The sequence below is a fragment of the Nocardioides pinisoli genome (genome assembly GCF_024199985.1).
GTDB lineage: Bacteria > Actinomycetota > Actinomycetes > Propionibacteriales > Nocardioidaceae > Nocardioides > Nocardioides pinisoli.
The window spans coordinates 477,112-490,470 of the sequence record NZ_JANARS010000003.1 but is presented as its reverse complement, the minus strand read 5'-3'; the positions used below and the strand labels follow the sequence as shown (position 1 = coordinate 490,470).

12 protein-coding genes are annotated in these 13,359 nt (G+C 72.6%); 8 read left to right on the top strand and 4 right to left on the bottom strand.

Annotated elements, in window-relative coordinates; all coding sequences use genetic code 11:
• Positions 1-210: 210 nt before the first annotated feature.
• From acs to NCI01_RS09450, 3 genes are all read right to left on the bottom strand, one after another.
• On the bottom strand, positions 211-2,178 hold the full coding sequence (gene acs, locus NCI01_RS09460; RefSeq protein ID WP_254181227.1) for an acetate--CoA ligase: 1,968 nt from the start codon (positions 2,176-2,178) through the stop codon (positions 211-213).
• A 137-nt stretch (positions 2,179-2,315) separates the two neighbouring features.
• Positions 2,316-3,923: a monocarboxylic acid transporter gene (locus tag NCI01_RS09455; RefSeq protein ID WP_254181226.1), complete on the bottom strand. Its 1,608-nt coding sequence runs from the start codon at positions 3,921-3,923 to the stop codon at positions 2,316-2,318.
• On the bottom strand, positions 3,923-4,264 hold the full coding sequence (locus NCI01_RS09450; RefSeq protein ID WP_254181225.1) for a DUF485 domain-containing protein: 342 nt from the start codon (positions 4,262-4,264) through the stop codon (positions 3,923-3,925). The genes NCI01_RS09455 and NCI01_RS09450 overlap by 1 nt, the downstream gene beginning before the upstream one ends.
• A 442-nt stretch (positions 4,265-4,706) precedes the next feature.
• On the opposite strand from NCI01_RS09450, the gene NCI01_RS09445 reads away from it, so the two are divergent.
• The 6 genes from NCI01_RS09445 (at position 4,707) to NCI01_RS09420 (ending at position 10,908) form a co-directional block, all read left to right on the top strand.
• Positions 4,707-4,910, top strand: coding sequence for a cold-shock protein (locus tag NCI01_RS09445; RefSeq protein ID WP_172257709.1), 204 nt, complete (start codon positions 4,707-4,709; stop codon positions 4,908-4,910).
• A gap of 166 nt (positions 4,911-5,076) precedes the next feature.
• Positions 5,077-6,549, top strand: coding sequence for an MFS transporter (locus tag NCI01_RS09440; RefSeq protein WP_254181224.1), 1,473 nt, complete (start codon positions 5,077-5,079; stop codon positions 6,547-6,549).
• Between the two features lie 8 nt (positions 6,550-6,557).
• On the top strand, positions 6,558-8,585 hold the full coding sequence (locus tag NCI01_RS09435; RefSeq protein ID WP_308213205.1) for a molybdopterin oxidoreductase family protein: 2,028 nt from the start codon (positions 6,558-6,560) through the stop codon (positions 8,583-8,585).
• On the top strand, positions 8,578-9,975 hold the full coding sequence (locus tag NCI01_RS09430) for an FAD-dependent oxidoreductase (RefSeq protein ID WP_254181223.1): 1,398 nt from the start codon (positions 8,578-8,580) through the stop codon (positions 9,973-9,975). Before NCI01_RS09435 ends, NCI01_RS09430 begins: the two co-directional genes overlap by 8 nt.
• Positions 9,976-10,027: 52 nt before the next feature.
• Positions 10,028-10,516: a hypothetical protein gene (locus NCI01_RS09425; protein WP_254181222.1), complete on the top strand. Its 489-nt coding sequence runs from the start codon at positions 10,028-10,030 to the stop codon at positions 10,514-10,516.
• Positions 10,513-10,908, top strand: a complete 396-nt coding sequence (locus NCI01_RS09420) for a VOC family protein (RefSeq protein WP_254181221.1) — start codon at positions 10,513-10,515, stop codon at positions 10,906-10,908. Before NCI01_RS09425 ends, NCI01_RS09420 begins: the two co-directional genes overlap by 4 nt.
• On the opposite strand, the gene NCI01_RS09415 is transcribed toward NCI01_RS09420, so the two are convergent.
• Positions 10,889-11,302, bottom strand: coding sequence for a GNAT family N-acetyltransferase (locus tag NCI01_RS09415; RefSeq protein WP_254181220.1), 414 nt, complete (start codon positions 11,300-11,302; stop codon positions 10,889-10,891). The genes NCI01_RS09420 and NCI01_RS09415 overlap by 20 nt on opposite strands.
• Before the next feature lie 228 nt (positions 11,303-11,530).
• On the opposite strand from NCI01_RS09415, the gene NCI01_RS09410 reads away from it, so the two are divergent.
• Positions 11,531-12,394: an MEDS domain-containing protein gene (locus tag NCI01_RS09410; RefSeq protein ID WP_254181219.1), complete on the top strand. Its 864-nt coding sequence runs from the start codon at positions 11,531-11,533 to the stop codon at positions 12,392-12,394.
• Positions 12,391-13,308 (top strand): anti-sigma factor RsbA family regulatory protein, encoded by a 918-nt coding sequence (locus tag NCI01_RS09405; protein ID WP_254181218.1) that lies wholly within the window; start codon positions 12,391-12,393, stop codon positions 13,306-13,308. Before NCI01_RS09410 ends, NCI01_RS09405 begins: the two co-directional genes overlap by 4 nt.
• Positions 13,309-13,359: the final 51 nt, after the last annotated feature.

Here is a 13,359-nt window from a genome sequence, read left to right as displayed (position 1 = left end):
GGCCTCCTATGCCTGTGGATAGGTCGAGCAGGCCACTCCTGCCCGACAACCCACGTACATGCATGTGAGAGGCCCCGGCCTGCAACCCCCTCAGTCCGAGGCGGTCACGTCATACCGTCTGAGGCTCCGACCCGCCGGGTCGACGAGAACGGCGGCCGACCCGGCGGGATGCACCCGCGGGTCGACCGCCGTCCTCCGGTCCGTGTGGACTCAGTCCTCCGAGGGAGCCGAGCCCTCCTTGCCCTTGATCAGGTCCATGACGGTCGAGTCGGCGAGGGTGGTCACGTCACCGACCTCACGGTGCTCGGCGACGTCCTTGAGCAGGCGGCGCATGATCTTGCCGGAGCGGGTCTTGGGCAGCTCGGGCACGACCATGATCTGGCGCGGCTTGGCGATCGCGCCGATCTCCTTCGCGACGTGCCTGCGCAGCTCCTCGACGATGTCCTCGCCGCCGTCGCCGGCGGCGTCGCGCAGGATGACGAAGGCGCACACGGCCTGGCCGGTGGTCTCGTCCGCCGCACCGACGACCGCCGCCTCGGCGACCTTCGGGTGCGACACGAGCGCCGACTCGATCTCGGTCGTCGACAGCCGGTGGCCCGACACGTTCATCACGTCGTCGACGCGGCCGAGCAACCAGATGTCACCGTCCTCGTCGAGCTTCGCGCCGTCGCCGGCGAAGTAGAGGCCCGGCCAGCGCGACCAGTAGGTGTCCTTGAAGCGCTCGTCGTCGCCCCAGAGCGTGCGGAGCATGGCGGGCCACGGCTCCTTCAGCACGAGGTAGCCGCCGTTGCCGTTGCCGACGGGCTTCGCGTCGTCGTCGACCACGTCGGCGGCGATGCCGGGGAGCGCCTTCATCGCGGAGCCGGGCTTGCCGGCGGTGACGCCGGGCAGCGGGCTGATCATGATCTGGCCGGTCTCGGTCTGCCACCAGGTGTCGACGACCGGGCAGCGGTCGCCGCCGATGACCTCGCGGTACCAGACGTAGGCCTCCGGGTTGATCGGCTCACCGACCGACCCGAGCAGCCGCAGCGACGACATGTCGTAGCCGTCGGGGATCTCGCGGCCCTGCTTCATGAAGGTCCGGATGGCCGTGGGCGCGGTGTAGAAGATCGTCACCTTGTAGTCCTGGACGATCTGCCACCAGCGGCCCTTCTCGGGCGTGCCCTCGTACATCACCTGCGTCGCGCCGTTGGCGAGCGGGCCGTAGACCATGTAGGAGTGCCCGGTCACCCAGCCGACATCGGCGGTGCACCAGTAGACGTCGGTCTCCGGCTTGAGGTCGAAGACCTCCCAGTGCGTGAACGACGTCCCGGTGAGGTAGCCGCCCGTGGTGTGCAGGATGCCCTTCGGCTTGCCTGTGGTGCCGGAGGTGTACATGACGTAGAGCGGGTGCTCGGAGTCGTGCATCTCCGGCTCGTGCTCGGTGGACGCGGCGTCGACGACGTCGTGCCACCACACGTCGCGGCCACCCTCTTCCCGGCCGTGCCAGTCGACGTCCTGGCCCGTGCGGCGTACGACGAGCACGTTGCGGACCAGGTCTCCGGTCTTCTCCACGGCCTCGTCGACGGCCGGCTTGAGCGCGGACGGCGCACCACGTCGGTAGCCGCCGTCGGAGGTGATCACGACGTGGGCCTCGCAGTCGGTGATGCGCGAGGCGAGGGCGTCGGCTGAGAAGCCGCCGAACACGACCGTGTGGGGTGCGCCGAGGCGGGCGCAGGCGAGCATCGCGACGACGACCTCGGGGATCATCGGCATGTAGATGGCGACGCGGTCGCCCTTCTTCACGCCGAGCTCGGTCAGCGCGTTGGCGGCGCGGGACACCTCGTCCTTGAGCTGGGCGTAGGTGATGTCGCGGGTGTCGTCGGCGGGCTCGCCGACCCAGTGCAGCGCGACCTTGTCGCCGTTGCCGGCCGCGACGTGGCGGTCGACGCAGTTGACCGACGCGTTGAGCGTGCCGCCGACGAACCACTTCGCGAAGGGCGGGTTGGTCCAGTCGAGGACCTGGTCCCACTTCCGGCCCCAGTCGAGCCGCTCGGCCGCCTCGGCCCAGAAGGCCTCTCGGTCGGCGTCGGCACGGGCGTAGGCCTCCTCCTTCACGTTGGCGTTCGCGGCGAGGTCGGCCGGGGGCTCGAAGCGGCGCTCCTCGCGGGACAGGTTCGACAGGGTCTGCTCGGACAAGGCTCTCTCCTCGTGCGGGACACGTGCGGGACACGGCGGGGTGGCGTGCTCGGGATCTCGTGGTGTGGATCACGGGGTGGCCCCCTCGCCGAACCTACTCCGGCTCGGCGAGGGGGTCACGGGTGCTGCGGTCGGCCTCAGTGCTGGACGGCCTGCTCGGCGCCGGCGCCGGTGAGGGCGCGGACCTCGAGCTCGGTGAAGCGGTCCTCGGCTGCGGGGTCCCTCGACGTGATCGTGCCGAGGTAGCCCAGCAGGAACCCGAGCGGGATCGAGATGATGCCGGGGTTGTTGAGCGGGAAGATCGCCCAGTCCGAGTCGGGGAAGAGCGACGTCGGCAGACTCGACACGACCGGCGAGAAGAACACCAGCCCGACGGCGGCGATGAGGCCGCCGTAGATGCTCCACGTGGCGCCGCGAGTGTTGAAGCGCCGCCAGAACATGTTGTAGATGATCGCCGGCAGGTTGGCCGACGCGGCGACCGCGAAGGCCAGCGCCACGAGGAACGCGATGTTGAGGCGCTGGGCCGGGATCGACAGGGCGATGGCGACCGCGCCGATGACGAACGCGGCGATCCGGGCGACCTTCACCTCGTCCTTCTCGGTGATGGTCCCCTCCTTCTTGATCACGCCCTTGTAGAGGTCGTGGGCCACCGAGGAGGAGCTCGCCAGGGTGAGCCCGGCGACCACGGCGAGGATGGTGGCGAAGGCCACCGCCGCGATCAGCGCGAGCAGGACGGCGCCGCCCGTGGATCCCTCACCACCACCGACGGCCTCGGCGAGGAGCGGGGAGGCCAGGTTCTGGTTGCCGCCCACCGCCGGGTCGACCTGGTCGCGGTCGAGCAGGGCCGCGGCGCCGAAGCCGAGGACCAGCGTCATCAGGTAGAACGCGCCGATGAGGCCGATGGCCCAGAGCACCGACTTCCGCGCGTCCTGCGCGGTCGGCACCGTGTAGAAGCGGATCAGGATGTGCGGCAGGCCGGCCGTGCCGAGCACCAGGGCCAGGCCGAGCGACAGGAAGTCGATCTTCGACGTCAGGCTGGCGCCGTACTGCAGGCCGGGCGCGAGGAACTCCTCGCCCTTGCCGGAGTTCTCCGCGGCCGCGCCGAGGAGGGAGGAGAGGTTGAAGTTGAACTCGGCGAGCACGAGCACCACGATCAGCGCCGAGCCGATCATCAGCAGCACGGCCTTGACGATCTGCACGTAGGTCGTGCCCTTCATGCCGCCGACGACGACGTAGAAGATCATCAGGGCGCCGACGCCGACGATGGTGAGGTTCTTCAACGCCTCGCTGTTCACGCCGAGGAGCAGCGCGACGAGCGAGCCCGCGCCGACCATCTGGGCGAGCAGGTAGAAGATCGAGACGACCACGGTCGAGATCGACGCAGCCGTGCGCACCGGGCGCTGCGACATCCGGAAGGCGAGCTGGTCGGCCATCGTGTAGCGCCCGGCGTTGCGGAGCATCTCCGCCACCAGCAGCAGCGCGACGAGCCACGCCACGAGGAAGCCGATCGAGTAGAGGAAGCCGTCGTAGCCGTAGAGCGCGATCGCTCCGGAGATGCCGAGGAACGACGCGGCGGACATGTAGTCGCCGCCGATGGCGAGACCGTTCTGGAAGCCCGAGAACGAGCGTCCGCCGGAGTAGAAGTCGGCGGCGGTCTTGGTCTGGCGGCTCGCCCAGAAGGTGATGCCGACCGTCGCGGCGACGACGAGCAGGAACAGGCTGGTGGTGAGGACCTGGGTGTCCATCAGACGTCGTCTCCCTTGCGGTACTCCGCGTCGAGCTGGCGGGCCAGCGGGTCGAGCTTGGCGGCGGAGAAGCGGGCATACATCCAGGCGAGGCCGAACGTCGTCACGAACTGGAGCAGGCCGAAGATCAGGGCCACGTTGATGTTGCCCACGACCTGCGTCGACATGAAGTCGCCGGCCCAGTTGGAGAGGATGACGTACAGCAGGTACCAGGCGAGGAACGCGACGGTCGCCGGGAACACGAAGCCGCGGTAGCGGCGCCGCAGCTCGGCGAACTCGGGTGTCGCGTGCAACCGGTCGTAGATGGGGTCGTGGCGCGCGGCCTGCTCTTGCTCTGTCACGGATCCGTCCTTCCGAGCATGGGGCTGTCACAGGGTGTGACCGCCGTCACCGTGACACCGCTCGCTCGGCTCGCGGGAGTGGTGCGCGTCACCCGGTCGTCCGATGGGCGCCGTGGGTCGCCCAGCGGTCGGTGTCGTACGACGAACGGTCCGGGGTCGTGACGACCCCCGGCCGAACGGCCGGCCTGGGCGAGCCCGACCCGCCCGCTGAAGCCTCCTGGGAGCTGCGTGGCGGCACCGTGATCCACGGCGAGTCGTCGTTGGGGCGGCGATGCCGTAGGCTCTGTGGTGTTGAAGGGACGCACCCGTGCGTCCTGGCCGCGCACGTGGTGCGGCTCGTATCTTGTTTCTCCTGGTTTTCGGTTCGCTGGACATCAGCACGAATGGATGTCTTCAGCGGCCCGGTGGCACGTCGTCGCCGGAGCGAACAAAGGAAAAGAACATGGCTCAGGGCACCGTCAAGTGGTTCAACGCTGACAAGGGCTTCGGCTTCATCGCGCAGGACGGCGGCGGCGAGGACGTCTTCGTCCACTTCTCCGCGATCCAGACCAACGGCTACAAGTCGCTCGACGAGAACCAGAAGGTCGAGTTCGACGTGACCGCCGGCCCCAAGGGCCCGCAGGCCGAGAACGTCCGCGCCGTCTGACGCAGGCACTTCCCGAGGAACCCCGACCGCCCAGCGGTCGGGGCTCCTCGCGCGTCCGGGCCCGGCGGCCGGGATCCGGGCGGTCGTGAGGCCGTGAGGAGAAGTTGACGACTCTGCCACCGCACCGGCAGGTCGGGCGTCACACCGGAGGCCGACGCTCGTCGTCATGAGCACCCCCGCCATCAACACCCGCCGCACGCGTCGCTGGATCGAGGACTGGCGCCCGGAGGACGCCGACTTCTGGGAGGGAGGAGGTCGCTCGGTCGCCCGCCGCAACCTGGTCTGGTCGATCTTCGCCGAGCACGTCGGCTTCTCGGTCTGGCTGATCTGGAGCGTCTCGTCGGCGTTCCTGCTGGCGCAGGGCTTCGCCTTCTCGCCCCAGCAGCTGTTCCTCCTGGTCGCCCTGCCCAACCTGGTCGGCTCCCTGCTGCGGCTGCCCTACACGTTCGCCGTGCCGCGGTTCGGTGGGCGCAACTGGACGATCGTCAGCGGCGCGATGCTGCTCGTGCCGACGCTGCTGTTCGCCCGGGCCGTGCAGGACCCGACGACGCCCTACTGGGTCTTCTGCCTGATCGCCGCGACCGCGGGCGTCGGTGGCGGCAACTTCGCCTCGTCGATGGCCAACATCAACTTCTTCTACCCCTCCGACAAGAAGGGCGCGGCGCTCGGGCTCAACGCGGCCGGCGGCAACCTCGGCGTCTCGCTGATCCAGCTGCTGCTGCCCGTCATGGTGGGCGGCGCCGGCATCTTCGGCCTCGTGCAGGCCTCGGACAGCGGCATCCACCTCGAGCGGGCGGCGTACGCCTATGCCGGGCTCGCGCTGCTGGCGACCGCCGCCGCGTGGCTCTGGATGGACAACCTGGCCACCGTGACCTCCTCGCCGCGCGAGCAGCTGCAGGTGGTGCGGCAGCGCCAGACGTGGCTGCTGTCGCTGCTCTACATCGGCACCTTCGGCTCCTTCATCGGCTACTCCGCCGCGATGCCGCTGCTGATCCGGCTCAACTTCTGGGTGCCGGAGCCGGCGCCGCTCGGCACCGGGATCTACTTCGCCTTCTACGCCTTCCTCGGTGCGGGTGTCGGCTCCCTCACCCGGCCGTTCGGCGGCTGGATGGCCGACCGCTGGGGCGGCGCCCGGGTCACCCTCGCCTCGTTCGTCGCCATGGTCGTCTTCACCCTCGGCGTGCTCTGGACGGTCAACCAGCTGACGCCCAACCCGGGTGCCGACCCGGCCGTCGCGACCGCGAACGCCGCGTGGTTCCCGCTGTTCCTCGGCTTCTTCCTCTGCATCTTCGCCGCCACCGGCATCGGCAACGGGTCGGTCTACAAGATGATCCCCGCGCTCTGGAAGGCGTCGGCGGAGCGCGCGACCGCGCCGGGCACGCCCGAGCGCGCCGCCGCGCTGACCACCGCCACCCGGCAGTCGTCGTCCGCGCTCGGCGTGATCGGTGCGGTCGGCGCGGTGGGCGGCTTCCTGGTGCCGCTCGCCTTCGCGGCCCCGTGGGTCGACGACCCGCTGGCCGCGACGCGTGCGGCCTTCACGGTCTTCACCGCCTACTACGTCGGCTGCGCGGCACTCACCTGGGCGCTCTACCTGCGCCGCCCGGTGCGGGCGCACGGGCTCGCCGCCGCGGAGATCTGAGGAGCGCCGTGGCGACCGAGACCCACTGCCCCTACTGCTCGCTGCAGTGCGGGATGCGCCTGGCGGGACGGCGTACGCCCGAGGTGTCGGCGTGGGAGGAGTTCCCCGTCAACCAGGGCGCGCTCTGTCGCAAGGGGTGGGCCGCGGCCGGGTTGTACGGCGGCCGCGAGCGGCTCACGTCGCCCCTCGTCCGCGACCGGGGGACCGGCGAGTGGTCGGCGGTCTCGTGGGACGACGCGCTCGACCGGGTCGCCGACGGCATCCGTGCCGCCCAGGCGTCCGGCGGGCCGGACCGGGTCGCGGTCTTCGGCGGCGGCGGGCTCACCAACGAGAAGGCCTACGCCCTCGGCAAGCTCGCCCGCGTCGCGCTCGGCACCTCGCAGATCGACTACAACGGCCGGTGGTGCATGAGCTCGGCAGCCTCGGCCGGCATCCGCGCCTTCGGCCTCGACCGCGGGCTGCCCTTCCCGCTGGTCGACGTCGAGGAGACCGACGTGCTGGTGCTGGTCGGCTCCAACCTGGCCGAGACGATGCCGCCGGCCGCCCGCCACCTCGACCGGCTGCGCGAGCGCGGCGGGAAGGTGGTCGTCATCGATCCGCGACGTACGCCGACCGCGGACCGCGCCGACCTCCACCTCCAACCCGTGCCGGGCACCGACCTCGCGCTCGCGCTGGGGCTGCTGCACCTGCTCGCCGCCGCCGGCGCGGTCGACCCGGCCTACCTCGCCGAGCGCACCACCGGCTGGGAGGACGTGCGGGACTCGGTCGCCTCCTGGTGGCCCGAGCGGGTCGAACGAGTGACGGGGATCGAGGCCCACGAGCTGCGGGCCCTCGCGGCGATGCTGGGGCGGTCGCCGAGGGTCATGGTGCTCACCGCACGGGGGGCCGAGCAGCACTCCACCGGCTCCGACACCGTGCTGGCCTGGATCAACGTCGCGCTGGCGCTCGGCATGGTGGGCAGGCGCGGCGCGGGCTACGGCTGCCTGACCGGGCAGGGCAACGGTCAGGGCGGGCGCGAGCACGGCCAGAAGGCCGACCAGCTGCCCGGCTACCGGCGCATCGACGACCCCGCCGCCCGCGCGCACGTCGCCGGCGTGTGGGGGGTCGAGCCCGACTCGCTGCCCGGCCCCGGCAGGTCGGCGTACGAGCTCCTCGACGCGCTCGGCACGCCGGACGGACCGTCGGCGCTGCTGGTGCTCGGGTCCAACATCGTCGTCAGCGCACCCCGGGCGACCCACGTGACGTCACGGCTGGAGGCGCTCGACCTCCTCGTGGTGTGCGACATCGTCATGTCGGAGACCGCGGCGCTCGCCGACGTCGTGCTGCCGGTGACGCAGTGGGCCGAGGAGACCGGGACGATGACCAACCTCGAGGGCCGCGTCGTCCTGCGCCAGCGTGCCGTCACCCCGCCGTCGGGCGTGCGGTCGGACCTCGAGGTGATCGCCGGGCTCGCCGAGCGCCTCGGGTCGGCGGCGTCGTTCCCGACCGACCCGGAGGAGGTCTTCGCCGAGCTCGGCCGCGCCTCCGCGGGCGGGCCGGCCGACTACTCCGCGATCACCTACGACCGGATCCGCGACGAGAAGGGCGTCTTCTGGGGCGGTGAGCGGCTCTTCGCCGACGCCTTCGCCCACCCCGACGGCCGGGCTCGGATGCACGCGGTGGAGCACCGCGGCGCCGCGGAGCAGCCGTGCGCCGACTACCCGGTGCACCTCACGACCGGACGGGTGCTCGCGCAGTACCAGTCCGGCGCCCAGACCCGCCGGGTCCGCTCCCTGCCGGACGACGGCCCCTTCGTCGAGCTGCACCCGCTCCTCGCCGGGCGCATCGGGGTCGGGCAGGGAGACGTCGTGCGGGTGGCGACGCGACGCGGCGAGATGACCGCACCGGCGAAGGTGGTGCCGACGATCCGGCCCGACACGGTCTTCGTGCCGTTCCACTGGGTCGGCGCCAACCGGCTCACCAACGACGCCCTCGACCCCGCCTCCCGGATGCCGGAGTTCAAGGTGTGCGCGGCCTCGGTGGTCGCCCATGCCTGAGCGCCCCCAGCGGATCGTCGTCGTGGGCGGCGGGATGGCGGCGATCCGCCTCGCCGAGCACCTCGCCGGTGACGACCGGCTCGCCGTCACGGTCCTCGCCGACGAGCCGCACGCCCCCTACAACCGGATCCTGCTCTCGGCGGTGCTCGAGGGCACCCACTCGGCGGACGCGCTCACGCTGCGCTCGGAGGAGTGGTGCGCATCGAACGGGATCGACCTGCGCCTGGGGGCGCGGGTCCTCGAGATCGACCGGGACACCCGGGAGGTCGTGCTGGTCGACGGGCAACGGGTCGCGTTCGACCGCCTGGTCCTGGCCTGCGGCTCGATCCCCACCCTGCCGCCGATCCGCGGACTGGTCCGCCGCGACGGCTCGCTGCACCCGAAGGTCCATGCCTTCCGGTCCCTGGCCGACTGCCGGCGCCTCGAGGCGGCCGTGCGTCCGGGGCAACGTGCCGTCGTCGTCGGCGGCGGCCTGCTCGGCCTGCAGGTCGCCCGAGCCCTCGGGGTGCGCGGGTTGCTGACCGAGGTCGTCGAGGGCGCTGACCACCTGCTCGCCAGCCAGGTCGGTCCCGGCGCCGGAGGCGTCCTCGCCCGCGACCTCCGCCGGCTGGGCACCGAGGTCTACACCGGGGCGCGTGCGGTCCGGCTCACCGACGACGGGCTGCAGCTCGACAACGGCTACGTCCTGCCCACCGACCTCGTCGTCCTGACCGCCGGCGGCCGCCCGTCGACCGCGCTCGCCCGCCGCGCCGGGCTGATGGTCCGCCGCGGGGTGGTGGTCGACCACACGCTCACGAGCGTCACCGACGACCGGGTGCACGCCATCGGCGACTGCGCCGAGCACCGGCGCCGCACGACCGGGTTCGTCGCGCCCGCGTGGGAGCAGGCGGAGGTGCTCGCCCGGGTGCTGCGCGGGGAGGAGGCGTCGTACGACGGCAGCCGCAGCGTCGCGCGCCTGCGGGCGACCGGCCTCGAGGTCGCCGTGCTCGGCGACCCCGAGCGCGCGGCGGGGGAGGTCGTGGAGGTGACCAACCCCCTGACCGGGTCGCACCGCCGCCTCGTCGTCCACGGTGGCCGGATCGTGGCGGCGGCCCTCGTCGGCGACCTGTCGCGCGTCGGCCTGATCACCCAGCTCTACGACCGCGGCACCCTGCTCGGCCCCGACGAGCCCGGCCAGCTGCTCCTGCCCGAGGCGCCGGACGCGCCGGCGCCGCTGCCGGACGAGGCGGAGGTCTGCGCGTGCGCGGGCGTGACCGCGGGCGAGGTCCGGGCCTGCGGGTCGGTGGGGGAGTGCGTCGACCGGACCCGGGCGACCACGGGCTGCGGCGGGTGCGCGGACGTCGTACGCCGCCTCGTCGAGGGCAGCCCCACGCCGGTCGCGGTCGGCTGACAACTTCTCCGGCGGTCGCCTCGTCCTACTTCGACGTACCGGAGGAGGACGGATGCTCGTGCGCGTGGCGCTGGGGGCCGCGACGGTGGTCGTCGGCTTCCTCGGTGGCGTCCAGCTGCACCAGGTCGTCGCCGCGTCCGACCCGCCGCCGGCCATGGTCGCCGTCGACCCGAGGGCCCACGAGGACGAGGTCGTGTTCGAGGACTGCCCGCCGCAGGCGACGGCGCCGCCCTATCCCGAGAACGCCCGCGGCATGACCTACGGGTCCGGCGCTGCCGTCGACGAGGACGACCCGGGCCCCGACCTGGTCGCTGCCTACGGGACCAACGGCCGGTGCGGCTTCGTCCGCGCGGCCGACCGGGACGGAGACCGCCCGCGCGACCCGCAGGAGGCGGCTGACCACATGGCCGACCTCGATCCCGACGGCTACGACATCCCCCTCTACGCGCAGGACGGCGTGACCGTGATCGGCCGGTTCCACATCGGCGGCGGCCCGGCCTTGACCTCACCTGCACCTGAGCCGTCACGATCGATCCCATGACCGAGGTGCAGGAATTCAGGATCACGCTCACCGTCGACGACTTCGACGCCGCCGTACGCCTCTACCGCGACGCCCTCGGGCTGCCCGAGGTCGCCGACTGGAGCAGCGAGCAGGGGCGCGTGCTGCTGCTCGACGCGGGCCGCGCGACGCTCGAGCTCTTCGACGAGGCGCAGGCCGCGACGGTCGACGCCCTCGAGGTGGGGGAGCGGGTGTCGGGCAAGGTGCGGTTCGCGCTGCGGGTGCCGGACGCCGACGCGGCGGCGGAGTCGCTGGTGGCCGCGGGTGCCACGGCGGTCGCGCCGGGCGTCGACACCCCGTGGGGCGACCGCAACGCGCGCGTCGCCGCGCCCGACGGGATGCAGCTGACCCTGTTCACGCCGGGGGAGTCCTGACCATCCACATGGTCGGGTCGGGCAGCGGACCGAAGCCGAAGCCCGCGTAGACCTCGTGTGCGTCCTGGGTCGCGAGCAGGGTGCGCCGGATGCCCATCTCGTCGACGCGCTCGGCCACCGTGGCGACCAGCCGCCTGCCGATGCCGCGACCCCGGTGGTCGCGGTCGACGTAGACGTCGCAGAGCCAGGCGAAGTTGGCGTGGTCGGTGACGACCCGGGCGTACGCCACCTGCCGCCCCTCACCGTCGAAGGCGCCGACGTTGAGGGAGTGCTCCGCGGCCGTCCCGACCGCCTCGCGGGTGCGCCCGAGGGCCCAGTAGGCGTCCGTGCTGAGCCACTCGTGGACGAGGTCGAGGTCCATGTCGGTGAGGTCGGTGCGGATCTCGTAGGTCACGTGAGCATCCTCCTCGATCGGGCGGGACCGGCCCCGGGCGGCTGACCTCCCGAGCCCCCGCCGGGGTAGTCCACCGGGATTCGGTCGCGAAACGATCGGAACGACGACCGTTTCCCGGTGGACTACCCCGGCGGATCGGGCGCGGACGGCGCCGTCCTCGCCGCCCACCGGCGAAATTGCGGGAGAACTATGGGTCCCGATCCCGCGACCCCGTCCTAGATTGGGCGAATGATTCTCGGGTCGCACCGCGCGGCCGCCGACCTCTGCTCGCTCGAGCCGGGGACACACCTGTGCGCTCTCGAGCCCGACGGAGCGCAGCTCGACCGGGTCGCGGCCACCTTCGTCGGACAGGGGCTGGCAGCCGGCGACCAGCTCCTCTACGTCGCCTCCGCCGAGCAGGTCGACGGGCTCGTGCGGCGGCTGTCGGAGTCCCTCGACGCGCGGCTCGCGGTGAGCACCGGACAGCTGGTGACCAGCTCGTTCGAGCTGGCCTACGGGTCGTCGAGCCCTGACGGCGTGGACACGATGGCCGACGGGTTCCGGCTCGCCGCGCACCAGGCGCAGAAGCGGGGCTTCCCCGGACTCCGCGTGGCCGCCCGGATGGACGAGATCGCCGAGCTGCTCGGCTCGATCGACGAGGTGACGTCCTGGGAGCGGACCGCCACCGACCTCCAGCGTGAGCTGCGGGTCAGCTCGGCGTGCCTCTACGACACGAGTCGGATGGCGCCCGGCGACGCTGCCGTGGTCGCCCGCGAGCACGACGGACTCGCGCCCGCGATCGACGTCGCCCCGATCGCGACCTTCCTCGCGGTCGACGAGCCCTGGGGCGTGCGGGTGCGGGGCGAGGTCGACCTGTCCAACCGCCACCTGCTGCACCGGCTCGTGCTCTCGCGCGCCACCGTGACGCCCCGGCTGCGCGTCGACCTCGACCGGGTGACGTTCGCCGACGTGGCCACGGTCGCCGGCCTCCGCTCGATCGCCGCCGCCCTGCCCGAGGGCGGCCACCTCGTGCTGGCGCGCGTGCCCTGCGTCGTACGCCGGATCCTGGAGGCGACGGGGCTCCGCGACGACCGGCTGGAGCTCGAACCGTGACAGCCGCCGCGACGCACACGACGCTGCTCTACGACGGCGACCGTCACTACGCCTCGGCGACCGGCCGCTTCCTGCGCGAGGGCCTCGAGGCAGGTCACCGCACCCTCGTCATGGCTCCCCCCTCGCGGGTGGAGGCGATCCGGCGCGAGCTCGGCCGGGACGCCGACGAGGTCGCCGTGGTCGACGACGCCGTGGCCTACGGGCCGCAGTGGAACGCCTACCGTGTGGTGCTCGACTTCGTGGCCGCGGCTCCCGGTGTGCGGTCGCGGGTGGTCGCGGAGCAGCCCCTGGCGACGCGGACGCCCGTCGAGCTCGTCGACTACCGCAGGCTCGAGTCGGCCGCCAACCTCGTCTTCGCCGACCACCCGGTCGACCTGCTCTGCCCCTACGACGCGGGCCTGCCCGACCACCTGGTCGACATCGCCCTCGACGCCCACGACGGTGTGCTCGGCGACGGGTGCGTCGCGCCCAACGCCCGCTTCCGCGACCCGCTCGCGGTCCTCGCCGACCTGTCGGCCGTGGTGCCGCCGCCGGCCGGTGCCGCCACGCTCGACTGCTCCCACCACTCCGACCTGAGCCTGGTCCGGGGCCTGGTGCGCTCGCGTTCGGCGGGTCGGGGCCTCGATCCCGGCGTGGTCGCCGACCTGGAGCTGGCGGTCACCGAGGCGCTGACCAACGCCCTCGTGCACGGCTCGGCCCCCGTCCTGGTGCACGTCTACGACGAGGACCGGACGTGGGTGTGGCACGTCCAGGACGGCGGCGGGTTGCCCGTCAGCCCGCTCGCGGGGCTGCTGCCGCCTGCCGAGCCCACCGACCACGGCTACGGGCTGTGGCTGGCGCGCCAGCTCGTCGCGGCCGTCGACGTCGGCTCCGACGACTCGGGCACGCACGTGCGGCTGCACGTGCGCGTCTAGCGCGCCGGCACCTGCGCGGGGCGCGGACTCCCCCTGGGGGTGGACGCCGAG